General features: G+C 45.1%; 26 protein-coding genes. 15 read left to right on the top strand and 11 right to left on the bottom strand.

Annotated elements, in window-relative coordinates:
- On the bottom strand, window positions 1-1,279 hold a 1,279-nt coding region (locus tag D8Y20_RS11675), incomplete at its 3' end, for a metallophosphoesterase (RefSeq protein ID WP_147434076.1).
- 735 nt (window positions 1,280-2,014) lie between these two features.
- Between D8Y20_RS11675 and D8Y20_RS11680 the strand changes: the two genes are divergently transcribed.
- The gene (locus D8Y20_RS11680) at window positions 2,015-2,455 is read left to right on the top strand and encodes a universal stress protein (RefSeq protein ID WP_121543891.1); all 441 of its coding nucleotides are present in this window, start codon (window positions 2,015-2,017) and stop codon (window positions 2,453-2,455) included.
- A 29-nt stretch (window positions 2,456-2,484) separates the two neighbouring features.
- Here D8Y20_RS11680 and D8Y20_RS11685 read toward each other — a convergent pair whose 3' ends face one another.
- Both D8Y20_RS11685 and thiO read right to left on the bottom strand, forming a co-directional pair.
- A complete protein-coding gene (locus D8Y20_RS11685; RefSeq protein ID WP_121543892.1) occupies window positions 2,485-3,021 on the bottom strand; it encodes a DinB family protein in 537 nt (178 codons plus the stop codon).
- Window positions 3,022-3,240: 219 nt separating this feature from the next.
- Window positions 3,241-4,431, bottom strand: a complete 1,191-nt coding sequence (gene thiO / locus D8Y20_RS11690; protein ID WP_121543916.1) for a glycine oxidase ThiO — start codon at window positions 4,429-4,431, stop codon at window positions 3,241-3,243.
- Window positions 4,432-4,508: 77 nt separating this feature from the next.
- Here thiO and hpnC point away from each other — a divergent pair, with 77 nt between their 5' ends.
- From hpnC to coq7, 4 genes are all read left to right on the top strand, one after another.
- Complete coding sequence (gene hpnC, locus D8Y20_RS11695) at window positions 4,509-5,414, top strand: squalene synthase HpnC (protein ID WP_121543893.1); 906 nt, start codon at window positions 4,509-4,511, stop codon at window positions 5,412-5,414.
- Window positions 5,411-6,286, top strand: coding sequence for a presqualene diphosphate synthase HpnD (gene hpnD / locus D8Y20_RS11700; RefSeq protein WP_121543894.1), 876 nt, complete (start codon window positions 5,411-5,413; stop codon window positions 6,284-6,286). Before hpnC ends, hpnD begins: the two co-directional genes overlap by 4 nt.
- A gap of 21 nt (window positions 6,287-6,307) precedes the next feature.
- Window positions 6,308-7,639, top strand: coding sequence for an FAD-dependent oxidoreductase (locus D8Y20_RS11705; protein ID WP_236075425.1), 1,332 nt, complete (start codon window positions 6,308-6,310; stop codon window positions 7,637-7,639).
- Window positions 7,640-7,936: 297 nt separating this feature from the next.
- On the top strand, window positions 7,937-8,590 hold the full coding sequence (gene coq7, locus D8Y20_RS11710) for a 2-polyprenyl-3-methyl-6-methoxy-1,4-benzoquinone monooxygenase (protein ID WP_121543895.1): 654 nt from the start codon (window positions 7,937-7,939) through the stop codon (window positions 8,588-8,590).
- Between the two features lie 165 nt (window positions 8,591-8,755).
- Here coq7 and D8Y20_RS11715 read toward each other — a convergent pair whose 3' ends face one another.
- Window positions 8,756-9,247, bottom strand: coding sequence for an N-acetyltransferase (locus D8Y20_RS11715; protein ID WP_161957633.1), 492 nt, complete (start codon window positions 9,245-9,247; stop codon window positions 8,756-8,758).
- Window positions 9,248-9,615: 368 nt separating this feature from the next.
- Here D8Y20_RS11715 and D8Y20_RS11720 point away from each other — a divergent pair, with 368 nt between their 5' ends.
- Both D8Y20_RS11720 and D8Y20_RS11725 read left to right on the top strand, forming a co-directional pair.
- On the top strand, window positions 9,616-9,846 hold the full coding sequence (locus tag D8Y20_RS11720; protein ID WP_121543897.1) for a type II toxin-antitoxin system PrlF family antitoxin: 231 nt from the start codon (window positions 9,616-9,618) through the stop codon (window positions 9,844-9,846).
- The gene (locus D8Y20_RS11725) at window positions 9,836-10,186 is read left to right on the top strand and encodes a type II toxin-antitoxin system PemK/MazF family toxin (protein ID WP_121543898.1); all 351 of its coding nucleotides are present in this window, start codon (window positions 9,836-9,838) and stop codon (window positions 10,184-10,186) included. Before D8Y20_RS11720 ends, D8Y20_RS11725 begins: the two co-directional genes overlap by 11 nt.
- Before the next feature lie 330 nt (window positions 10,187-10,516).
- Here the strand turns inward: D8Y20_RS11725 and D8Y20_RS11730 are convergent, their stop codons facing one another.
- Together D8Y20_RS11730 and D8Y20_RS11735 are read right to left on the bottom strand one after the other, a co-directional pair.
- Window positions 10,517-12,022, bottom strand: coding sequence for a glutamate synthase-related protein (locus tag D8Y20_RS11730; RefSeq protein WP_121543899.1), 1,506 nt, complete (start codon window positions 12,020-12,022; stop codon window positions 10,517-10,519).
- A 106-nt stretch (window positions 12,023-12,128) separates the two neighbouring features.
- Entirely contained in the window at window positions 12,129-12,899 is a 771-nt protein-coding gene (locus D8Y20_RS11735; RefSeq protein ID WP_370050742.1) for a glutathione S-transferase family protein, read from the bottom strand.
- Between the two features lie 186 nt (window positions 12,900-13,085).
- On the opposite strand from D8Y20_RS11735, the gene D8Y20_RS11740 reads away from it, so the two are divergent.
- On the top strand, window positions 13,086-13,973 hold the full coding sequence (locus D8Y20_RS11740) for a LysR family transcriptional regulator (protein ID WP_121543900.1): 888 nt from the start codon (window positions 13,086-13,088) through the stop codon (window positions 13,971-13,973).
- A gap of 12 nt (window positions 13,974-13,985) precedes the next feature.
- On the opposite strand, the gene D8Y20_RS11745 is transcribed toward D8Y20_RS11740, so the two are convergent.
- The 4 genes from D8Y20_RS11745 to D8Y20_RS11760 form a co-directional block, all read right to left on the bottom strand.
- On the bottom strand, window positions 13,986-14,324 hold the full coding sequence (locus D8Y20_RS11745) for a hypothetical protein (RefSeq protein WP_121543901.1): 339 nt from the start codon (window positions 14,322-14,324) through the stop codon (window positions 13,986-13,988).
- A 343-nt stretch (window positions 14,325-14,667) separates the two neighbouring features.
- Window positions 14,668-15,033, bottom strand: coding sequence for a roadblock/LC7 domain-containing protein (locus D8Y20_RS11750; protein WP_121543902.1), 366 nt, complete (start codon window positions 15,031-15,033; stop codon window positions 14,668-14,670).
- Between the two features lie 44 nt (window positions 15,034-15,077).
- Window positions 15,078-15,827, bottom strand: coding sequence for an MBL fold metallo-hydrolase (locus D8Y20_RS11755; RefSeq protein ID WP_121543903.1), 750 nt, complete (start codon window positions 15,825-15,827; stop codon window positions 15,078-15,080).
- Between the two features lie 43 nt (window positions 15,828-15,870).
- Complete coding sequence (locus tag D8Y20_RS11760; RefSeq protein ID WP_236075426.1) at window positions 15,871-16,245, bottom strand: hypothetical protein; 375 nt, start codon at window positions 16,243-16,245, stop codon at window positions 15,871-15,873.
- A 220-nt stretch (window positions 16,246-16,465) separates the two neighbouring features.
- On the opposite strand from D8Y20_RS11760, the gene D8Y20_RS11765 reads away from it, so the two are divergent.
- Window positions 16,466-17,998 (top strand): metallophosphoesterase, encoded by a 1,533-nt coding sequence (locus D8Y20_RS11765; protein ID WP_121543919.1) that lies wholly within the window; start codon window positions 16,466-16,468, stop codon window positions 17,996-17,998.
- Between the two features lie 49 nt (window positions 17,999-18,047).
- On the opposite strand, the gene D8Y20_RS11770 is transcribed toward D8Y20_RS11765, so the two are convergent.
- Window positions 18,048-18,449: a hypothetical protein gene (locus tag D8Y20_RS11770; RefSeq protein ID WP_121543905.1), complete on the bottom strand. Its 402-nt coding sequence runs from the start codon at window positions 18,447-18,449 to the stop codon at window positions 18,048-18,050.
- A 395-nt stretch (window positions 18,450-18,844) separates the two neighbouring features.
- Between D8Y20_RS11770 and D8Y20_RS11775 the strand changes: the two genes are divergently transcribed.
- The 6 genes from D8Y20_RS11775 to tolQ are packed head-to-tail and all read left to right on the top strand — an operon-like array spanning window position 18,845 to window position 22,907.
- On the top strand, window positions 18,845-19,600 hold the full coding sequence (locus D8Y20_RS11775) for a YebC/PmpR family DNA-binding transcriptional regulator (RefSeq protein WP_121543906.1): 756 nt from the start codon (window positions 18,845-18,847) through the stop codon (window positions 19,598-19,600).
- A gap of 15 nt (window positions 19,601-19,615) precedes the next feature.
- Window positions 19,616-20,134: a crossover junction endodeoxyribonuclease RuvC gene (ruvC, locus tag D8Y20_RS11780; RefSeq protein WP_121543907.1), complete on the top strand. Its 519-nt coding sequence runs from the start codon at window positions 19,616-19,618 to the stop codon at window positions 20,132-20,134.
- Entirely contained in the window at window positions 20,131-20,697 is a 567-nt protein-coding gene (ruvA, locus tag D8Y20_RS11785) for a Holliday junction branch migration protein RuvA (RefSeq protein ID WP_121543908.1), read from the top strand. The genes ruvC and ruvA overlap by 4 nt, the downstream gene beginning before the upstream one ends.
- 4 nt (window positions 20,698-20,701) lie before the next feature.
- On the top strand, window positions 20,702-21,766 hold the full coding sequence (gene ruvB / locus D8Y20_RS11790; RefSeq protein WP_121543909.1) for a Holliday junction branch migration DNA helicase RuvB: 1,065 nt from the start codon (window positions 20,702-20,704) through the stop codon (window positions 21,764-21,766).
- On the top strand, window positions 21,763-22,224 hold the full coding sequence (gene ybgC / locus D8Y20_RS11795; RefSeq protein ID WP_255418421.1) for a tol-pal system-associated acyl-CoA thioesterase: 462 nt from the start codon (window positions 21,763-21,765) through the stop codon (window positions 22,222-22,224). Before ruvB ends, ybgC begins: the two co-directional genes overlap by 4 nt.
- Complete coding sequence (gene tolQ, locus D8Y20_RS11800; RefSeq protein WP_121543910.1) at window positions 22,221-22,907, top strand: protein TolQ; 687 nt, start codon at window positions 22,221-22,223, stop codon at window positions 22,905-22,907. Before ybgC ends, tolQ begins: the two co-directional genes overlap by 4 nt.

Genomic DNA, 22,907 nt, shown 5'->3' on the forward strand with positions numbered 1-22,907 from the left:
TGTCATTTTCATCAATAATAATAGGGAGAAATCCTTCTTTAAGAAACCATTTGAAAAAGGATTTAGATAATGTTGTCTTTCCAGATTGAGATTCTCCTGTGATCAGTAGACGTGGGTTTTGATAAGCAAAGTCAAATAGATTTTCGCCTTTTATCTTCTCCCCTTTTTCACTTCCTTTGTTTGAGGTTATTTTTACATCTGGAGCGACAAATATATCCGACAATGTAATTGGAGCACTTACACCTCTATTTTTTTGCATGAGTGACACACATGGATCATCAAGGTAATCAGCCATTCCCTGGTTGACCTCACTATGGTTACCTGATCGAGCCCTATTTGTTGGAAGTTGATCCCATCTTAGCCCCATTCCACAGTTATCTTCATGGAGGGGAATGGTGGATAAATATTTATGTCCATCCCATTTCATCCTAGAAAATTTTTGCTTTCTGCCCTCAATGTCTACCACTATCGCATTAAAAGTACTTTCACTCCCATAGTGAGTATCATGCAATGCACCGCCTTCAATATAAGACATGCGAGGTCCATCATCTCTTTCTATTACAGACTTAGTTGAGGTGTGCTCATGACCAGTAAAAATCATATCACTATAACTTTCAATTTTTTCTCTAAATTCTCTAGCGTTATTAGGAGCTAACCACTGGTAAGGGTGGTGAAAAACAGATATTACAATTGAACTATTATGCTCTAGTTCTGGATGGCAATCCATTGGAAAATACAATGTTCCTGGGGTTTCATGCCTTAATGATACCCACGCTGTATTGATACAATTTATTTCGACCTGATCCCCATCAAGGTCAAATATATATTGATAAAACAGCGGCTCATCAACACTAATGTTTTTTGAAGAAACAAATGAGTCTCTGAATTGGATAAACTCACTCTGAGGCTCTAAACAAACAGCTATCACTTCATCATCAATTTTGTTGAAATTATCTTCTTTTAATTTTTTAACTATAAACTCTCTAGCTCGAGAAGATGTGAAATTACAGTCATGATTCCCCGGCACTGGTATACAATATGCGGGTGCGTTAGTAGCCGTCGATAATTTATCTCTTATTGTTTCTAATAGGTCAATAGCAATTAGGAATTCATCATCCTGCCCACTGAAGGTTATATCCCCAGAAACTATGACTAATACAACACCTATATTGTAATCTAAATTTTTTATCGAATTTACTATAGAATCCACGTGTTCTATAATAGGTATATTTTCATCCGAAATGTGCATATCACTCAAGTGCAAGATAAGTGCTTTCAATAAAAACGCCCTTAACCTTTGGGGTAAAATTTTGTTTCGTGCAAATTATTTGTTCTTGCAGCCATCAATCTCCCACCCTCTTATTTATCTTCCAGCACAAAACCGATGGGCTGCTACTTTGGTGACGGCTACTCCATCAATCCGCGGATTGATGCGAATTCAAGGGACAGTTTACTTAATTCATTGTTAACTTCGTTCATCACTCCCCCTCGCCTATTTCAGTATAGCTGGAAATAAACCATTTGGGGGTATGCATCTCTATTTAGAGAACAGAAAGCCCCCCCTCCCCTGGCAGTCAGCAGACCAAAACACGACATGACACAGGGAATGAACTGACTGGCATGACTGATCACTTCAGATATGAAGTGGTGATGTGAACCTTGCCATGGGAAATTCAGAAATTCACAGAAATTCAGGGACAGTTTACTTTATTCATTGTTTACTTTGTCCCGCCCTCTCCTTTAAAGATTATAGCAGAAAAAAACTATACCTTAGCGGAACGCACCATGATACAGCGCTGAAAATGGCATTCATCATCAATGTTGATGGTAAAAAGTAATATGATGGATAATTTCTCGAAAGAGAGGATTTAACAATGAGCTGGAAGTATTTGATTATTCATGTCGGTTTCGTGCAGCGCACTACTACTTCATCTTTTTTCACCGAAGATCATAATTTAAGCGTATAATAGTCAATGCAGTACAATAAGAAATCTGAATCACTGGGAGTCTTATCATGTTAAATAATGGAATTATTTTAGTACCAACCGATTTTTCGGATCACTGTGCCGAAGCACTCAAACAGGCTGTTTCATTGGCCTCTATGTACAATTGCGAAGTGCATCTACTACATGTTATTACCTCTTACAGCAGTTTCGATGCTGAGTTAATTACCACATTTCAGATTGATGAGATGCAGAAATTACAACGAGAGAGTGCAATCAAACGTCTTGCAGATCAGGCAAGGAGTGTTGATATGGTTATTACCACCCATACAACGGATGGGCTTGGTGATCCAGCAAATGCGATCTGCGATGTTGCCAAAGAGCTTTCTGCCAATCTAATCATCACAGGCCGCCATAGCCGTCAGGGTACACTTGAACACATGTTGATTGGTTCAACTGCCGAACGCATCGTACGTTTTTCTCCTTGTTCAGTCCTAATTGCGATGCCGTAGCAATGCACTTTAGCTCTGCAAAGTGATCATCATTTATCCTCTTCCATCAGCATCCGCATAAGATCGGTAGGGCCAGGATCAATACCGGCGTGAAACAGCATGTGGGTGACCTGACCACGATGATGGGTTTGGTGATTGAAGAGATGTTGCAACAGTTGATCCAACGGACGTTCGTACTCTTCCCGTGCCATATTGCGATAACGCATAGGATGCGCCAATAGCTTAGGCGTTAATGTTGCACTGAACTCTAAGATCAGTGCATCCAGGCGTTCACGCGCTTCGGTTAATTCGGCGAAATCACTGAACAGGATATCACGATGGGAAGCCGGTGTTGGGAATGTGGTGAGCTGGTGCGCCAACGCATCATGACACGCCTTGTTGGTCGCGATGCGGTGCAACCAGAACAGATCAGCCACCATGATATGATTGAGGGTGCCAAGGATAGAGCCAAAGAATGCATCCCGGTCTTCGGCAATAGCAGCATTCGGTAGTTCAGCCACTTTTGCGAACAGTTTAACATTCATCCAGCGGTTATAGCGTGCCATACGTTGCAGATATTCAGTCATGCCCTTACCCCCTTTATGATTCGATCAAAACAATCATCAGACAATATCTTAACAGAATTCAAATGAATCAGCTAATGAGCATTATCTGTCAAAGTAAAGCTGGTGATATATGCAGCTGGCATGATGATTGCCTTTTCTACATGAAGATCAAGGATGGCCATTCCCAGCCTATTGATGAAACGTCTGTCAGGAGCGCTTCTTATAAAATAACGCCATCAATCAAGCTGCCTTTGGAAAACCTACCCGATTAAGCTCTACTACAGGCCTGTCCACCCGGAAATCAGACAGATCCATGTCTGGCTTCTCACCCATGATCATGCGACTCATTAGATCAGCTGTACCCGGTGCAAGGGCTACGCCATTGCGATAGTGACCACAGGCCACCCACAAGCCTTTACGCCCCTCCACTGGGCCTAAGTATGGCATACCATCAGGACTACCTGGACGGAACCCCATCCACTGATTCACCACCTCTGCAGATTTGAGTCCAGGTGTGATGCGGTACGTAGCTTCCAGCAGTGCATCGATCACCGCTTTGGTAGTGCCCTGCTCAAAACCAACACGCTCCATACTGGCACCAACCAGAATATGACCATCGGAACGTGGCACCAAATAGACATCATCGTGCTTGATAATATGTTGCACTTTGCCCGGTTCACCTTTGAGCAATACAATCTGTCCCTTCACCGGTTCCACAGGCAGTGCAAGACCGATCTGTTTGGCCAGTTCTCCACTCCAGCTGCCTGCCGCCAATAACACAGCATCAGCCTCAACCTGCTCGCCACTGGCAAGTGTGACTGCGTTAATCTCACCCTGACCGTTTTCTCCCAGCCCGACCACTTCGGCATGTTGGCGCACCGGAATATTAGCAAGCTCCAGAGCTTTGCTGACAGAGGCTAGCAGACGTGGATTGCGCACCTGACCCACATCCGGCCACAACAACGATCCGTTCACCTTATCAGATATAGTGGGCACGTGCATTTGCGTTTGTCCGGCATCAAGTTCTTCGACATGCCAATCAAAACGATGCGACCATTTCAAAGCATCATCACGGTGATGCACGCGGTCGTCATCGAACAGTGGAATTAATAATCCACTCTTTAGCCACTGCATCGACATGCCGGTTTTCTCATGCAACATCGCATCCATAGCCGGGTACATGGCAAGACTGGCATCAATCAGATGGGTAAAACTGTCGGGATATAGCCATGGATGAATCGGGCAGAGAATACCGGCGCCGGCCCATGATGATTCACGGCCTGCGACACCCTTTTCCAATACAATCGGATTTGCACCCAACTCATGCAGATAGAGTGCTGTCAGGCAACCAATGACACCACCACCAATCACCACGACACGTTTTCCATTGGTTTGTTTACAGTCAAGCCGTTTACTTTCAGGCTGTTTCATATCGGTCACAGTGTTACTCCCCGGAAAATTGTTTTAATGCGCTTGCGGAATCTCTATGGCATTGCCACCATGCAGCCATGTCGGCCCCAATAAAAGAGTCAGTGGAATTAGCGCAAGCTTATCAACATTGTCTGGATATCGCACGAAACCACTACGAGAATTTTCCTACAGCATCCAAACTGCTGCGGGCTGATTTGCGCCCGGCTGTAGCGGCCATTTATGCCTTTGCCCGTCATGCCGATGATCTGGCAGATGAGGGTGATGCGCCGGCTGAAGTCAGGATAAAACAACTCGATGCATGGGAAACCCTGTTAGAACGCGGTGAACAAGGCGAACAGATTGACCACCCTATTTTTCAAGCCTTGAGTGATAGTATCAACAAACATCATCTGGATATTGAAGCCTTAAATAATCTACTCATCGCTTTTCGTATGGATGTCACTATTCATGCCTATTCAACGCTAGCTGAATTACTATTTTATTGTAAACACTCAGCCAATCCGGTTGGCCGACTGATGTTACAACTGCATGGCATCCATGATTTTCATGCCATGACCTGCTCGGATAAAATTTGTTCTGCCCTGCAACTGATCAATTTCTGGCAGGATTTAAGCATCGATCTACCCAATGGACGCTGTTACCTTCCCGAACAATGGTTGCAAGCATTTGGCATTCAGGGTCAACAACTGCTTGATGAAGAGATCAATGCCGATGCACTGCGGCCAGCATTGTTAAAGGCCACCAACGAAACCCGTCAAATACTTGAAGCAGGCACGGCCCTGCTAAGCATGATTCCGTTTCGCCTGCGTTTGCAAATAGCTGCCACCATCCATGCCGCTCATCTGATGCTAAACAGAATTGAGCAGTTAGATGACCCTTTACATGAGCGTGCAACGGTAAGTAAATCTGATTGGAAACTGCTGGCCTTGCCAATCCTGAAAGACACACTTTTTCCACCCAAGGGAAGTAATATAACATCATGAATGCAGAAAAATATTGTCGCGATAAAACCAGAGGCTCCGGCTCATCCTTTTTCTACGCCTTTCTTTTTCTACCTGAAGATCAACGCCGTGGCATGATGGCCTTATACGCTTTTTGTCGGGAAGTGGATGATATTGCGGATGAGATTAAAGAGCAGGATGTGGCGCTTCCCAAACTTGCATTCTGGCGTGAAGAGCTAGGCCGTGCCTTTGCAGATAAACCGACACACCCTGTAGGAAAAGAGCTGCAGTGGACCAAAAAGCACTTCACCATTGATGAGGAACTATTGGCAGAAATCCTTGATGGCATGCTAATGGATGTGATGCGCAAACCCATCCTCAAAGGCTCAGACTTATCTTTATATATATACCGCGTCGCCGGTGTGGTAGGTCTATTGAGTATTGAAGTCTTTGGTTATAAAGAACGCAAATCACGTGATTTTGCAACCTCACTCGGTGAAGCGCTGCAATTAACAAATATTCTGCGTGATGTTGCCGAAGATGTGCGCATGGGCCGCATCTATATTCCTCAGGAAGACAGAATGCGTTATCGCATCAGTGATCAGGACTTTAAAGATGGCGAATGCAATCAGGCCATGCAAGAACTGTTAGAGGAGTATGCCGACAAAGCAGAAGCGGCCTACAGGCAGGCTATTGCTTATCTGCCCGATGAAGACCGCGAGAGCCTGCGCCCCTCCATTGTTATGGGCACCATCTATTATGCCTATATGAAAGAACTCAGAAGCGTTCAATTTGACGTATGGAAACACCCGGTACATATCTTACCACTACGCAAGATCTGGATTGCATGGCGCAGTTGGCGTTATGAGATCAAAGCCTGCAAAAAGAACCTGCCACTCAGACTGGAATTTTAGCCTGTTGGCCACGTACCCTAGATGAATCAAAACGGTAATATGTCGCATCCAGACAAACAAACGAGGCATAAGGTTGCGATTATCGGAGCTGGCTTAACCGGTTTGACAGCCGCTATCCGGCTGGCTGAACAAGGGGTGCAGGTACACCTGTTTGAAGCATCTACCAAAGCAGGTGGTAGAACACGCAGCTTTTATGAAAAACAGGTCGATTGCCTTTGTGATAACGGCCCACACCTGCTTGTCGGTGCGTATCAAGCAACAAGTAAACTGCTGATCGATTGTAATGTTGCCCACCATATAACATGGCAGCCCAATCTGCAGTTACCGCTCTGGCATCAACAACGCGGCACTTTTGCTTTCAAGCCCAAAGCATGGTTACCCATTCAACTTGCCCTGCTCAATGCAGCATCTGCTTTACCCGGTCATGGTAAATCATCTGCCATCGCCATGATTAAACTTGCATCAACATTCAGGGATAAGATGCATGAGAACTACACGGTAAAAGCGTGGATAATGCACATCTCCATGCCGCAATTACTTATCGATGATCTGATTGAACCGTTATGTCTCGGGGCTATGAATGAACACATCGACACTGCCAATGCATTGTCATTCCGGCAGGTATTGCGTGAAAGTTTTTCCAGTCATCAACAGGCCCGCTTAGGCTGGTTCAACAAACCGTTGGACAAGGCATTAATTCAGCCACTGTCTGAACAGGCTGAAAAGTTAGGTGTAAGCATACATACCCGCTCATCTATTCGTTCTCTTCAGGTTGAGCATAAGCACGATACAAACAACCCTCACATTGACATTCAAGGCCATAGCTTTGACAGCGCCATTATTGCCCTGCCGGCCTATGCCACGGATAGGTTGCTTGGACAAAATCCCACATGTGAAACACGGGTGATTTGTAATATCCATCTATGGTTTGATCAGCAGTTCACCTTTCCCTCACCATTTATTGGTGGCCTTGGCACTACCGGGCAATGGTTTTTTGATATCTCTTCGCAAATGATCGACCCTCCACATCAGCAAGGAGCATTACGCCATTTATGTGCCGTCATCAGTGCTGATCAGCAAAATATAGATGATCTAACGCTGGTACAGATCATCAGAGATGAGATCAGACTCATTGCTAACAACCAGACATTGAATCCAGTGCATTATCGGATCATTCGGGAGAAAAGAGCTACCGTGTTGGTGCGTCAACAAGAAATCGGGCAAGTATTACCAGACGCGCTTATTGATGCCTCAGAGCGCCCTAAACCAGGCCAGCTACCAGCTACCATTGAATCGGCGGTACAGCGCGGTGAAAAAGCAGCTTTATTATGCCTGAGCAGACTCAAGCTGTAACGTTATCCACCTCTCACTAATAAAATCTTATTTTAAGAGCTTAAACCCATACTTTTATAATGATCATCACACATAATGTCGTAAACCATTAGAATAGAAAGGTTAATTATTATGCATAAAATTTAAGCACCATGATAACACTTGTTTACACCCCCCTAGCCGCAGGCATACAGGACGATTCATCCACACAGTTATCCACAGGCTTTGTGGATAGCTTAAAAAGCCATTAAAAAACTAACTGTTATGCTCAATTTATCTACTATTGCACTACAGCCTAGTAGTTTTATGATTTGACCTATGAATAAGCCATTTAGACAAACTACTGTAGCAGATAATATTATCGGGGAGCTTGATCGGGCTCTGAACAATATATTTTGCAAACAGACCAGCTTACGCCCATTTCCTGCCGATAACACTACAGGAGATGCAGCTCCACTATCATCAGACCAGAAGAGACAGGCTGCCAGCCTGATGCGTGTGAATCATGCTGGAGAAATGGCCGCCCAGGCGCTCTATCAAGGGCAAAGCCTGACAGCTCGTGACCCTTCTCTGGCCGATAAACTAAAAAACGCATCGATGGAAGAAGCAGACCATCTCAACTGGTGCCGCAATCGCCTGGAAGAACTCGATGAGCGCCCTTCCCTGTTTGACCCCATCTGGTATGCCGGTTCATTCGCTATTGGCATGGCGGCTGGCATTGCCGGTGATCGCTGGAATTTAGGCTTTCTGGCTGAAACAGAAAAGCAGGTTGTTCGCCATCTGGACAGTCATCTCGAACGCCTGCCTGAAAATGATGAACGTAGTCGTGCCATTGTCGAACAGATGAAAGTTGATGAACAGGGTCATGCCGATCTAGCTGAAGATCTGGGCGCGGCTGAGTTACCTCAGGCTGTGAATAAGGTCATGAAACTCACATCAAAAGTGATGACCTCCGTAGCTGAAAAGATATAAATACATTGTTCTTTTATACATACTCACAACGATCTGAGAGACATGTAATTTATCAGCTCACCATCACTACATTATCATAATACTCTCTAGGTGTTTCAACCAAAAAGCGTCACCCTGCTGTAGTATATTAACCCACTGAGACCACCGCCAAAACGGACGTTCAGGTTAAATTAATTTCTCCATTTTAATATCCTCAAACTCCAGTCCATTACCAAAATCCCTTTTAATTAGGCCAAGACTTGAAAATCCCCAATGTTCATAAGCTCTGATAGAACCTTTATTTCCATGATATACAGTTAACACGATCTTACTTATTCCAGAGTTATGGCCGATCCTTTCTAGATGGCTAAGCACCTTTCTGCCTACTCCTTCTCCCCTATGGTTTGAATAAATATATATCTTACTCAGAAACAATTCATCTTTGGTATGGTCAAGCTTATAGGCGAAATATCCAATTTTTTCACCATCACGGATAATGAAGAAATACTGATAGCCATCTTTTATTTGAGATGAAATGACACTTCTTGATTGAGCTCCTTCAATTAATTTAAGGAGAATTTCACTATCAAATATCGAGCTAAAGTATTCACTCCATATCTCACGAGCCATTACAACCAAATGGGTTATATCACTTTTGGTTTCAATACTTGTAAACATTGGCTCACTATAACTTAAAGCCATAGACAGGGCATATCTTCTTTTGGCCGACGTCGGCCAATCACGACAGGCGACTTATGACCAACTTCGGACCTTAGAATTGACTTGGAAATCAGCAATAATCCACCAATATCAAATTTTGAAAGCATGGCACCTTAAGCAGCCACTGAGCATTTATGCTGCGTTTCATTCATCTTCATACCTCAACGGCTTCCTCGTCTCCATCAAGCAGCAACCCGTTTATCCATCACCACCTACAAGTCTCGAATAAGATCGTACAGCCTGTACTCGATAGCAATGCTTTGACAGAGGTAATGGGTAATACTACCATTACATTATACCACCAGCTTGGATGAAAGGAGATCGCAATGCAGACTTCAACCAGCAAATTAACGCAAAAATATCAAACCACAATCCCTGCACCCGTCCGCAAGCTATTGCACCTGCAAGCTGGTGATGCGGTCGCGTTCGATATTGAGGACAATGTTGTTCATCTACGCAAAGCCAGAAGCATTGATCTTGCCTTTACCCAAAGTCTTGAAGGCACGCTGAACGAATGGAACTCCCCAGCAGATGAAGAGGCATACCGTGAGCTATAATGCCCATGATGTTGTTGTCGTACCGTTTCCATTTACGGATGAAACCAGTTCCAAAAGACGACCTGCATTGGTGCTATCCGATGCGCATGCATTTAATGCTCAGGTAGGACACTCTGTATTGGCGATGATTACCAGTTCCGCCAATTCATCATGGCCAATTGATATTGAAATCACCGATCTAGATGCCGCCGGTTTAACGGCCTCATCAGTCGTGCGGATGAAGTTATTCACATTAGACCATCAGTTGATCCTGAGAAAAATTGGCAAGCTCTCGGTAACCGATAGTCAGCAAGTGAACTTGTCAATTGATGCTTTACTGAAACCGTCGTTGGCTTTGTAAATTCAATCCCTCATCAAGATTTCACTGGTATTCTCATTCGCATCATATCAGGTGATGGAGGCTTGACCCTGTTGTTCTTCATAGTCTTTCCAGCTTTTCTTGAGATTCACATCGCGCGGGAAGCGCCGACACCACTGGTCAGGTAATTCTCGCTTTCGAGTACAGCAATCATAACCCTGCACTTTATGGTTGAATGCAACCTCGGAGTTACCATCAGGCAAATCTTAATAAGGCTTTCACAATATTATACCCGGTTTCAGGGATGGCTTTAAAACAATGTCCTGATCTGAAGCTGTAATGCTTTTATCTTCGGTTTCAGAATAGATGAAGTTATTTCACACCTCCATAGTTAATACCGGTTAACTCAGCCATATGCCGCTTCCATGTGGTGAGATCATTCGGATTGAATTTCCCAAGGTGGTCATGCCCACACGCCCGAGCCATGACTTTCATGAGCTCTGTTGAAGCGCCGAAGAATCGCGCTAAACGCAGAGGTGCCTCATCCACATTCAGTTTGGCTCGCAATTCGGGCTTTTGCGTTGCTATGCCTGCCGGACACTGATTGGTGTTGCACATACGTGCTGCCACACAACCGATAGCCTGCAATGCAGAGTTAGAAAGAGCCACACCATCAGCACCCAGTGCCATTGCCTTGATAAAGTCTTCCGGCATACGCAAGCCTCCGGTGATAATCAATGTGATATCTTTACGCCCTAATTGATCCAGGTGATGTCTCGCCCGTGCAAGGGCAGGAATGGTTGGTACCGAGATATGATCACGGAATATTTTCGGTGCAGCACCTGTACCACCACCTCTTCCATCAAGAATGATATAATCAACACCGGAGGCCAGCGCAAAATCAATATCATCCTCGATATGGTTGGCGGAGAGCTTCATGCCAATGGGAATACCACCGCTTACGTCCCGCACACGATCAGAAAAGCGTTTGAAATCAGCCGGTGTGTTCAGATCAGCAAACGTTGGTGGCGAAACAGCATCCTCCCCGGGATTCAAACCACGCACTTGGGCAATCTTTTCAGTCACCTTACTACCGGGAAGATGACCTCCCGTACCAGTCTTGGCTCCCTGACCACCCTTGAAATGGAATGCCTGAACATTTTTAAGCAGCTCTTCCTGAAAACCGAACTTAGCCGATGCGAACTCATAAAAATAACGCGAGTTGGCCTGCTGCTCTTCAGGCAGCATACCGCCTTCGCCCGAACAAATCCCTGTTCCGGCCAATTCAGCACCTTTCGCCAGAGCAACTTTGGCCTCTTCAGACAAAGCACCAAAACTCATATCCGAAACAAACAGCGGAATATCCAGAATCAGTGGATTTTTGGCATTTGGCCCAATCACCAACTCGCTACCTACAGCCCTGTCTTCCATCAGCGGTTTGATAGCAAATTGTGCCGCCAGCAGTTGAATATCATCCCATAAAGGCAGTTGAACGCGAGGCACGCCCATCGCAACCATCTCACCATGATGACCTGTCTTTTCCAGACCAAAACGTGCCAGATCATGAATGCGCTTTACCGTTGGCTCTTCAGGGGTGGCTTCGACAGCCGTCTGTAACGGTGAAACATCACCGCTCTCCGGGAGATTTTTATGGGAACCATCACAGTACGGAGGATTCTTTGTATGCTTACACATACACAAATACGCCTCCTCTGAGGTTTCAGCCTTAAATGCAACGGGCGTAAAATCTGTGCCACGATGTGAACCATCACAAAACGGCTGGTTCTTTGAACGACCACAGGCACACCAGTGGTACTCCTCACCTGCTTTAAGCTCAACACCCTTTGGAAATTTAGCTGCAATAACTGGTTTACTCATATCCCCTCCTTCATCGCTTATGCATCAGCCTGTATATTAGAGACTGTTATGTCCAAGTAATTGGCTATTTCATGTCATGCTGAATCAACGCTGATTCCTCAACATCCTACTTCTGCCACCACTGGTTTTGAATGTTTGCATCGCTGAAACTTTTTCGATTCTTCATCTTTTGGTAATACGAAGCGATAGAAGGAAAATTCTCTTGCGAAATCCAGTCGTCATAGCCAAGGAGTTCGAGTCTGGACAACACAACGGTCCAGATCACATCGGCAAGCGTATAGGTTTCACCAATCAAGTAGCTGCTCTTGGCAAGCTGACTCTCTGCAGTGCTCAACGATGCATACGCATCCTTCTCAATCTGACCTACATATTCCGGATCAACCCGGAAATTTTTATTTTTTAATGAGCGCTCAGCACAGACCTTGTAAGCCTCTTCAAACTCAGGATGCTTTTTTCCTAAAGCGATCGATTTTTCTATGCGTGCATCGAGAATCTTTTCGGATTTTTCCATAGATGGATGGCGAGCATAACTGAGAATTTGTAAATCAATATGATCAGCCAGCGTGATAAGCTTTTCCATCCGTTGCATATCATCATTCGATGCAGGTAAAAGATCGTTTCCTTCGCCCAATGATGCCACATAACGAATAATCGTTGCCGAATTTGTAATGACCTTTGTTTCACCATTGGCGTCTGTAAGCGTTGGAACCACACCTTTGGGGTTTAGGTTCAAGTACCACGGTTCCAGTTGCTCCTGTGTGTGAACAATATCGATCTCACGACTGGTCCATGCTACGCCTTTCTCTTCCAGGGCAAGCCGAGCCTTCATTGAACATACGGATAGCGGGTGATGATACAATGTGAAGGCATGCATCATTTGTTACCTGCAAACAGTGAACGTCTACCATGATCGTGTTTATTTATATCTAAGTTCATCATCTCTTCTCCTAAATCAGTGTTATAAAAACCACACTCCTTTTATGTAGAGTCACAATTGTACTGTTGACTAATACACCTATAAACCGCCTAATAGTGAAATGACTGTTTCCTTAGGAGTTCTAATATGGCGATGTTAACGTGGATGGAAACCTTTGCTGCCGTTGTGAAGGCAGGTAGTTTTACAAATGCAGCAGAGCAGCTGGGAATTTCAAAGTCATTCGTTAGTAAGCAGGTTTCACAACTAGAGAATTCGTTAGGAACCCGCTTGCTCCATCGCTCAACACGCAGACTCAGCCTAACAGACGAAGGTTCTCGGTTTTATCAACATTGTCAGTTGATTGTAAGTGAAGCAGAGAAAGCCAAGGATGAGGTTATCGACAGCCATCAGAATCCTCGCGGATTGATTCGTATCACTGTGCCTCAGAGCCTGATTATCTCAAATGCAGGGGCAGTGCTTCTGAAGTTTCAGGAACAATACCCGGAGATTGAACTTGAAATCATAGCCAGTGGCGCTGCCAAAGATATTATTGAGGATGGTATTGATCTGGCACTGAGGATTGGCCAACTGGAAGATTCCGCACTGATCTGCAGAAAGCTGACCGAGTGTGTTTTTCAAACCGTCGCTTCTCCCCAATATCTTAGCCAGCATGGAAAACCGGACACTCCGACAGATCTCACCCACCACAATTGTTTGATTTATGCCAGCTCAAAATCGAGTCGTCATTGGCCTTACAGACTACCCAATGGCAAAGAAATTACGGTGAATACCCGGGGTAAACTTGTCTGCAACGATGGTCATTTGATTGTGAAAGCAGCACTGGAAGGCAAAGGCATTGCATTTGGCCCGAGTATTTTATTCAGGTCATTTGTTGAACAAGGAAAACTTGAATTGCTGCTTCCTGAATTCTATCGACCTCCAGCTTCAATCTCTGCGCTTTACCCCTCTAGCCGTAATCTTTCCCGCAAAGTAAAAGTATTGATCGATTTTCTCTCAGAGCATCTGTCGCTATAGATAATGAACAAGTCACTGATAATTTAACCTCTCCTTGAAGAAGGCATCAATATCAGCTGCCAGAGACTGGACATCCAACCATGCGATCGCCCGATCTCTCTCATTTTCCCTGAATACTTTCACTTCGTCTAAGTTAGTTATATCACATGCTACCTGGTACATTCTGGATAAACCGTAACCTAAACTCGACTCTGCGATAATGGCGCTCTTGCTATTTTGCCTGTAGTTCGCCGTTTTCATCATTTTTCCACTTGCCGAGATGGTTCTAAAGTCGATTCCAATAACTTTTGCATCTTTATTTAACAGGGTCAGTCCGCGCATATAACCGTCAGAATCATCAATCAGACACAAGTTTTTTGTGAAGGATATTAAATCCTCCGATGAGATTTCTCCGTAAAAAATCTAAAGAATCAATTTCTCACGGGGCATATGGATAAATTCAATCATAAATGGCCTCTAACTTTCCCCTAATAATACCCTACTATATATATCAGGAATTAACAGAGTAACTTGAATTAATATTTGAGGCGAGACCGGACACTCAGCCTGAATCATTCAGCCTAACCATACCACAAGCCTGAGATGACTGTTTTCTGACAAGGCATATTATCATTCAATTGCACTTTGCAAACAAAAAAAACGGCCAAGCCATGATGGTTTTGACCGTTTTTATAGCTGCTGTTAAACAGATATGTTAGAGCATTTGTGCCAATTGAGTTTGTGCCTGTCTGGCTTCCAATAGCACTAAGCCAAGGTTTGCACCCTGATTCACGATCACAATCAATGAGGCTCTGTGCTCAATATCAAACAACAGAATACCAGCATTGGCACCACGAATATTTACTTCCTGGAAATCACCCACTTTCAAGGTGTCGGTAACACGTTTGGCCAGACTGGCAACTGCCGCTCCCATCGCTGCAGCGGTATCGCCCTGATTGCCACCCAACTGATCTGCAATCATCATACCATCGGGACTGATCACACCAGCACCTTTGATATCTGAAGTCGCCATTTTTAGTTCATTAAGAATCGCATTAATTTTTTCCTGTTTAGTTGCCATTTATATCTCCCCTATATGCATAGTTTATGTGTATTTATAACAGATTATTGCGGTAGTTTATATACATCTTGCATGGCATCAGCTCCAGGCTCTAACTTCTCTACCCAATCAATAAACTGCTTGCACATATCTTTACCTTTGAACATCGCACCGTGTTGTGGTGCTATCACTTCAATATCCAGTTCGCGTACCATGTTGGCCCATAACTGACATGCCGTTTTACTGGCCATATAGCGGTTATGGAAGCCGATCATTTCCGGCACATGCGCATCAAAATCTTCAACAAAGCGATAATTTACAAGCGCCGCCCCCAAATCTCCGGTATAGAGAATTTTTGATTCAGGATCATAGATATGGAAGTTGCCGGCAGAATGCAGGAAGTGAGCAGGAATAATCAGTAACTCGCAACCTTCAAGATCAAGCTTCATGCCAGCATCCGGAATCTCTTTCATGCGATCCATAACACTACCATCCACACCGAAATGCGCGACAAAACGGCGCCAGATCGCAGACAAATATGCATCTGCTTCCGTGATCATTAACCAGCCATTTACAGACGCAACAATATCCGGATCCTGATGTGACAAAAATAGATATTCCAACGATGATGGTGGTAAAAACTCCGGCAGCGCTGAAAACAGCTTCGCATACACTTTGTGGCCACCCGGATCCAACAACATCCCTTTACCGTTATGAATGATCAGATGCTGGTTTGCAGACACCATTTCACCTTCGGTGAAGTCTTCAAAAAACACATTTCTGTGACTTCCATTTTCAAACAGTATATCTGCCATCTATTATAATCCCCCGTTTCAATATTATTTGTTTCGCGTGAAACTACCGGTTCAGAGCCATTGCATCGGCAAGCCGATCACTTAAATCAGCCAACAATTTGAGCATGCCTTTAGGCACGGTGGCGGTGTCCATCACCAATACAAAGGGCTCCCCACCCACTTGAATATCTTTGATAACCATTAAATGGGAATCATCCAGTACAAGCGCAACACAGGTAATACTCTTGTACTCTCCCAATCGCTTGGCGTGTTCCCCCACCCTGATCAATTCAGGTGCAATAGCAGACATGCCTGCATGGGCAATCTCTCCAGCATGACTGACCGCCAAGCCATGGTGATCTGCAAGCAACAATGAATTCAAATTATATTGTTCACGCACCTCCTCAAGAATAAGGTGTAAATGTTGATCCAATGTCACTTTCAATGATGATCCCTCCACCAAGCAGTATTTAACCCTAAACGAATGAGGGTTTCCACAAAAAACTTCATTTCACTGTTTTTTCTTCATATTCAAACAGTTAAGCAACTGTCAATTTCACAAGATGACAGATTTGTTTGACGCTTGTATCAAAGTCACGTAGCCCTTCATACATGGTGACAACAGAGCAACACATCCCTCCCCAACATTGATGAAAGCTATGGATATCAGCATCGTAGGAAGTCTGCATGACACCCCTCCCATAGATCAAATGGATGTGTTGCAATTATGGAATAGTGAAAGGGTCTCCCTCTCCCACAACGGTAAATTTTCGGGCAAACCGACCACGCGCATTTATGTCAATGATAACTGGGTGCTAAAGATTCATCGGGAGCGCGGCTTCCGATCACAGGCAGTGGCTGAAAAATGGTGTCATCTGCAAATCAAAAAAGAACAAAATTATAATATTTACCATCCTCAGCGTACATGGATTGCCTGTGGTATAGACAATCAATGGATTGTAGCCAATATCACTCCCCGTATGCAGGCACTGCATACCATTGATTTTTTAGCCATTGATAGCCATGAACGCGTACGGCTTCTGGCTGAAGCACTCCAGATTTATATGACATTTACCACCAAATTCGCATTGCGATTGGATGAAGGCTTGTCCAATTTCAGTTTATATCATGGCAAGGTGTACTATCTGGATGATGATATTTACCCATGGGATAACTTTTATTCTTTTTCAGCTATGCTCGGTAATTGCATCAGAAAAACACCTGCACTGGCCATGAACGAGGATAGTTGGGCACAACTAGGCGAAATACTTCAGCCCATCTTACGTGATCACTCTTCTGAGGCAGAGGATATCGTACATGAGGGTTTGATTGACCAGCTTGTAGGGCAACAGGAAATATTCAAACAAGCTTTTCTCACCGCTCTGCGCCCAACCTATAAAGTTACCATGACACAGCGTGCCAGTGGCCAGTTCCATGCATCCGATGCGATTGCCATCTTAGCTGATGTACATGGTAATCTACCTGCTTTTCAAGCCATATTGCATGAACTCGATAAATACGGTATTCAACAATATTTTATTCTAGGTGATCTGGTGGGCTATGGCCCTCACCCCAAGGCATGTATTGAGTTGATCCAGGAGCGGGATATGTTCTGCATTCGTGGTAATCATGATCACTATGTCGCCTATAATGGTGATGTCAGGGTAGCGATGGGTAAAATGGCCAAATGGACTGCTGACTGGACGCTGGATCAACTCGATGATGATGACAAAATGTGGTTGGGGGCCCTGCCAGTACGCCATCAAATGGATGGCTGGATGGCCGTGCATGGCTCTCCGGTGGATAAAAGCTTTTTTAATGGCTACGTTTATAATATGACTTCAGACCGTAATTTGGATCATCTTATCAGCATGAATATGCCGATCTGTTTGCACGGACACTCTCATATCCAAGGTGTTTATGCGCGACGTAAAGGACAATATTTACCATTTGATACGCGCAAAGGTGATATTAATCTGCAAAAAAATGAAGCCTCACTTGTATGCCCCGGCTCTGTTGGCCAGCCCAGAGGTGGTGTGAAAACAATCATTGCTGAAGCAGCTATCTTCTACCCCGATCAAAGCAGCGTGAAGATGTTGGCCATCCCTTATGATATTTCACCAGTCATCGCGGATATGGAAAAGCATCATTTTCCTCAACAACTCATTCAACGTCTCTATGAAGGTAAATGAAGGAAGGTAAATGAAAAAAGCCCGTCCAGGGGCTCGGCTTAAAGAGAAATCATGGACAGAACGCGGTAACTTCCTGCATCGCGCTTCTGGTCGCCATCCAGCCAGCACCCAGGCTGGTAGTTGTGCGGGTGACAAAGATAAGCAGGTAGTCCGGTTTATCCGGTAGTATCGCCATAAAATGGTAGGTGCCATCAGTGGTCATTTGAATCTCTTTGACGTGATATTTAATCTCATCTCCACGCTGGGCAGCCATCATCGTTTCCACCGCTGTAATCGTTTTGCCACGAAACATATCTACAGCAGCAACACCGACAGCATCAATATATGACTGCGTGAAATACGGTACATTGTGATAAGCATCCACGATCAGACCGCTCTCTAAATCTACAACAGCAGCTGCAAGGCCACCATCCACGTCATTAACCAGTTGCTCCAGCGTCTGTTGACTCATGTGTATATCCCCTTTTTTTCTAACTTGAACATCCTGTTCTCACACTATTCACAGATAAATTCAACAAATACGTCTATCACTGAAATCAATCATTATTTTTATGGGATTGCAAGAAAAAGCTTATTTTCATGAACGATATACCATAGTTATGAAGGCGTACTTGCACCATCTAACCTCCTTTATATACGTGAATACCAACGAGTGCTTAAGCACCTATCTCAATAGATAAAGAACAATAGACCACGCTGGTGGACTTGATTATTTATAGATAAATCTATGCGCCGTGCAGATACTAAAATCATACAGGTTAGCACTCTCTTTTGATTGTCCATAGACATGACGCGCCTATAACACAGTGCTATGCTCCGGCTTGATTGATTTTAAGGGGATTCACTATGTCAGGGCACAGTAAATGGTCTACCATCAAGCATAAAAAAGCTGCGACCGATGCTAAGCGTGGCAAAGTATTCACCCGTTATATTCGAGAAATCACCATTGCTGCCCGCTCCGGTGGAGATGACACTGATGCCAACCCGCGTTTACGTGCTGCCATTACAGCAGCCAAGGGTGTAAACATGCCCAAAGATAATATCGAGCGTGCAATTTCTCGTGGTGCAGGTGGTGATGACGGCAACAATATCGACGAAATCCGCTATGAGGGTTATGGGCAGGCAGGCGTAGCGATCATCGTCGATTGCATGACAGACAACCGTAAACGTACGGTGGCCGATGTGCGCTCTGCCTTTAATAAGGGTGGCGGTAATATGGGCGAATCAGGTTGTGTTGCCTGGATGTTTCATCAAAAAGGCCAGTTTATATTTGCAATAGATGGGCTTGATGAAGATCGCTTGATCGACATTGCGCTTGAAGCTGGTGCTGATGATGTTGAAGAACATGCGGATGATGGCTGTACCATTGTTTGCTGCTCTCCAGCAGATTTTGGTACCGTTCAGCAGGCTCTTGAATCTGCCAATTTACATGCACAAATAGCAGAAATTTCATGGGTTCCTGAGAACACCATCACAGTTGAAGGTGACGTGGCCGAAAAATTATTGGGCCTGATCGAGCGCTTGGAAGATATTGATGATGTACAGAATGTATATGCCAATTACGCTATTTCCGATGCGGAAATGGCACGTATCCACAGTTAATTCTATTTCCACACTATGATAAAGCGACTACTTGGCGTCGATCCCGGCTCCATAAAAACAGGTGTAGGTATTATTGACGTGCAGGGCAACCGCATTCGTCATGTGCATCATACAGTGATTCGCACAGGCAAAGGTGACTTTGATGAGCGCCTGCATATCCTGTTTGCAGGCTTGTCTGAAATTATCACACAATTCAAACCGGTTGATGCAGCCATTGAAGATGTCTTTGTGTCCAAAAATGTGGCTTCAGCCCTTAAATTAGGACAGGCACGCGGCGCTTTAATAGCAGCCTGTGGCGCACATGGATTGCGCGTTACACCATACTCCCCCACCAAAGTAAAACAGGCTGTAGTAGGTTTTGGGCGGGCGGAAAAAGATCAGGTTGGTCATATGGTGCGAATGTTATTGCATCCACCTGAGCCACTTCCCGAAGATGCTGCAGATGCCCTTGCCGTAGCCATCTGTCATGCGCATCATGCACCCATGAAACATTTGGACAGAACTGTAAATAAAACTGTGAGGAAAACAGCATGATCGGCTGGTTATCAGGCACCGTACGCGACATTGATCCAGCCGGCACGGTCATTGTTGAAACCGGCGGCATTGGTTACGAAGTGAGCATGAGTATGCAAACACTATGCAAGCTCAAACAGGGAGAAAAAGCAGCCTTCTCCATCCATACCTATGTGCGTGAAGATCAAATCACCCTGTTTGCTTTTGCCAACAGCGCAGAGCGCAGCATGTTTCGCAAACTAACCACGGTTTCTGGTGTTGGAGCACGCATGGCCCTGAATCTTATGTCTGGCATGCCAGCAGATGATCTTGTGCGCGCCATTGAAAGCGCTGATGATGTGGCCATAGCCCGCACACCCGGTATTGGTAAAAAAACAGCCCAGCGTTTGATTCTGGAACTGCAGGGTAAACTTGGCGCAGTCTGTGATGTTGCATCCCCTTCCGCTGCCAATCATTTAAGTGAAGTGCGTTCCGCCTTAACCAACCTGGGATATAAGCCCGCCCAACTGGATGTCGCTCTCAGGCACATCGAACCGGCCGATTTTGAAACCATGTTCCGCGCAGCGCTGAAAAGTTTAGGATAAGGTCATGGATAGTGATTTCACTCCACTCCACTCCTTTATAGAGCAGCCTGAAGAAGAGCGTCTGATGGATGGTAATGATTCTGGTCAGGATAACTGGGATGCTGCACTGCGCCCCAAGCAGCTCGACGAATATGTAGGGCAAGAAAAAATAAGAGCCAACCTGAGAGTATATATACAGGCCGCCCGCAAACGCAGTGAATCGCTGGATCATGTATTGTTGTATGGGCCGCCGGGTCTCGGTAAAACAACGCTGGCGAATATCATTGCCACTGAAATGGGCGTCAACATTCGCAGCACCTCAGGCCCGGTCATCGAACGACCCGGTGATTTGGCTGCGATGTTAACCAACATAGAAGAAGGCGATGTACTTTTTATTGATGAAATTCATCGTTTAAGTCCGCAGGTGGAGGAGATTCTCTACCCGGCCATGGAAGACTTTCAACTAGACCTTGTTATTGGTCAGGGGCCAGCTGCCCGCTCTATTAAGATGGATATTCCCCGTTTCACCCTGATTGGCGCCACCACCCGCGCAGGCCTGTTAACCAACCCGCTTCGGGACCGATTTGGTGTTATCGAACGGCTGGAATTTTATTCCCATGAAGAGCTCAGCCGTATTGTTAGCCGATCGGCACAACTGATTGATATTATTACAGAAGAAAGCGGTTCATTTGAAATTGCCAAACGCTCCCGCGGCACCCCGCGTATCGCCAATCGTCTGTTGCGCCGTGTACGTGATTTTGCTGAAATAGAGCACGATGGTGCCATTAGCAAGGTCGTTGCCGATAGCTCATTGCTGCGGCTGGATGTTGATCACCTTGGTCTCGATCATCAGGATCGTCGTCTGTTGTCGGTCATTATTGATAAATATAATGGTGGACCGGTTGGGCTGGATACACTCGCCGCCTCGATCTCCGAAGAACGTGACACCATTGAAGATGTGTTAGAGCCATTTTTGTTGCAGGAAGGTTTGATTGCCCGCACCCCACGTGGACGCACTGCTACAGCCCTGGCATATAGCCACATGAAGCGCATTCTGCCAGCTGATGGCAAACAGGCTTCGTTGCTGTGAAAAAAGAGGCGAACAATGCTATCAATTGTAGCACACAGACGTGGCCTATTCGCGTCTATTATGAAGATACCGATCATGGTGGCGTGGTATATTATGCCAATTATCTTAAATTCATGGAACGTGCGCGTAGTGAATTTTTGCGCACCGCTGGTTTAGAGCTGGATCAGATTGAACAAGACTATGGGGTGATGTTTGCCGTACGTCAGGCCAATGTTTCCTACCATGCTCCTGCCCGCTTCAATGAAAAACTATTGATTCACAGTAGTCTGGTTGACATGCGCGGCGCACGCATTGCATTCAAGCAGCAAATTTATCGCGACGACGATCACACATTGCTTACCGAAGGTGATATTCATCTTGCCTGCATCAACCGTGATGGCAATGTCAGCCGTATTCCAGCTAACATCATCAACACATTACACGATTATTTAACAAACAACGAGGAGTCAGCTTCATGAGTCAGGACTTATCCATTCTTCACCTTATTCTTAATGCAGGTTTTATTGTACAGGGCGTATTGCTGTTATTGATACTACTATCGATCATGAGCTGGGCGATCATTTTCAACAAATGGCGTTTCTATCGTAAAACACGCCACGAAGCAGAATCTTTTTCTCAAGCCTTTTGGGGCGGATCGGATATGGATACCATTCTAGCCAGTATTCCCAAACAATATCCTGACTCTCCATTACCCAATATTTTTCAGGCAGGTTACCGTGAATTTATGCGTACACGCCAGGCCACACGCGATGACAGCGCAAAAATCACAGCTGCCGGTGGCATTGATGGCATCCGCAGAGCACTTGATGCGGCTTTTTCCAGAGAGATGGAAAAGCTTTCACGCAACCTGGCATTTCTGGCCACTGTCGGCTCCACCGCCCCGTTCATCGGGCTGTTTGGAACCGTCTGGGGTATTGTAAACGCCTTCCAGAGCATCGCCTTAACCAAGAACACGTCATTAATTGCCGTTGCACCAGGCATCGCGGAAGCACTGGTTGCTACCGCCTTCGGACTGATTGCCGCTATCCCTGCTGTGGTGGCATACAATAAATTCACTTCTGATCTGAAACGAACTGCTGGAAATATGGAACAATTCAGTTCTGAATTTCTGAATATCATTTCGCGTCACATCAAAGGATAA

Source organism: Mariprofundus sp. EBB-1 (assembly GCF_003665155.1).
In the GTDB taxonomy this organism is placed as follows: Bacteria; Pseudomonadota; Zetaproteobacteria; order Mariprofundales; family Mariprofundaceae; genus Mariprofundus.

What these genes read in the sequence shown, in the direction of transcription:
- D8Y20_RS11735 (WP_370050742.1), bottom strand. Translation starts at nt 12,899, where the DNA reads ATGATGCATGCCTTCACATTGTATCATCACCCGCTATCCGTATGTTCA.
- D8Y20_RS11705 (WP_236075425.1), top strand. Translation starts at nt 6,308, where the DNA reads ATGAATCAAAACGGTAATATGTCGCATCCAGACAAACAAACGAGGCAT.
- D8Y20_RS11685 (WP_121543892.1), bottom strand. Translation starts at nt 3,021, where the DNA reads ATGACTGAATATCTGCAACGTATGGCACGCTATAACCGCTGGATGAAT.
- D8Y20_RS11730 (WP_121543899.1), bottom strand. Translation starts at nt 12,022, where the DNA reads ATGAGTAAACCAGTTATTGCAGCTAAATTTCCAAAGGGTGTTGAGCTT.
- hpnC (WP_121543893.1), top strand. Translation starts at nt 4,509, where the DNA reads ATGTCGGCCCCAATAAAAGAGTCAGTGGAATTAGCGCAAGCTTATCAA.
- D8Y20_RS11740 (WP_121543900.1), top strand. Translation starts at nt 13,086, where the DNA reads ATGGCGATGTTAACGTGGATGGAAACCTTTGCTGCCGTTGTGAAGGCA.
- D8Y20_RS11750 (WP_121543902.1), bottom strand. Translation starts at nt 15,033, where the DNA reads ATGGCAACTAAACAGGAAAAAATTAATGCGATTCTTAATGAACTAAAA.
- hpnD (WP_121543894.1), top strand. Translation starts at nt 5,411, where the DNA reads ATGAATGCAGAAAAATATTGTCGCGATAAAACCAGAGGCTCCGGCTCA.
- D8Y20_RS11720 (WP_121543897.1), top strand. Translation starts at nt 9,616, where the DNA reads ATGCAGACTTCAACCAGCAAATTAACGCAAAAATATCAAACCACAATC.
- ruvA (WP_121543908.1), top strand. Translation starts at nt 20,131, where the DNA reads ATGATCGGCTGGTTATCAGGCACCGTACGCGACATTGATCCAGCCGGC.
- D8Y20_RS11755 (WP_121543903.1), bottom strand. Translation starts at nt 15,827, where the DNA reads ATGGCAGATATACTGTTTGAAAATGGAAGTCACAGAAATGTGTTTTTT.
- thiO (WP_121543916.1), bottom strand. Translation starts at nt 4,431, where the DNA reads ATGAAACAGCCTGAAAGTAAACGGCTTGACTGTAAACAAACCAATGGA.
- ruvC (WP_121543907.1), top strand. Translation starts at nt 19,616, where the DNA reads ATGATAAAGCGACTACTTGGCGTCGATCCCGGCTCCATAAAAACAGGT.
- ruvB (WP_121543909.1), top strand. Translation starts at nt 20,702, where the DNA reads ATGGATAGTGATTTCACTCCACTCCACTCCTTTATAGAGCAGCCTGAA.
- coq7 (WP_121543895.1), top strand. Translation starts at nt 7,937, where the DNA reads ATGAATAAGCCATTTAGACAAACTACTGTAGCAGATAATATTATCGGG.
- D8Y20_RS11775 (WP_121543906.1), top strand. Translation starts at nt 18,845, where the DNA reads ATGTCAGGGCACAGTAAATGGTCTACCATCAAGCATAAAAAAGCTGCG.
- tolQ (WP_121543910.1), top strand. Translation starts at nt 22,221, where the DNA reads ATGAGTCAGGACTTATCCATTCTTCACCTTATTCTTAATGCAGGTTTT.
- D8Y20_RS11770 (WP_121543905.1), bottom strand. Translation starts at nt 18,449, where the DNA reads ATGAGTCAACAGACGCTGGAGCAACTGGTTAATGACGTGGATGGTGGC.
- D8Y20_RS11715 (WP_161957633.1), bottom strand. Translation starts at nt 9,247, where the DNA reads ATGTTTACAAGTATTGAAACCAAAAGTGATATAACCCATTTGGTTGTA.
- D8Y20_RS11680 (WP_121543891.1), top strand. Translation starts at nt 2,015, where the DNA reads ATGTTAAATAATGGAATTATTTTAGTACCAACCGATTTTTCGGATCAC.
- D8Y20_RS11765 (WP_121543919.1), top strand. Translation starts at nt 16,466, where the DNA reads ATGGATATCAGCATCGTAGGAAGTCTGCATGACACCCCTCCCATAGAT.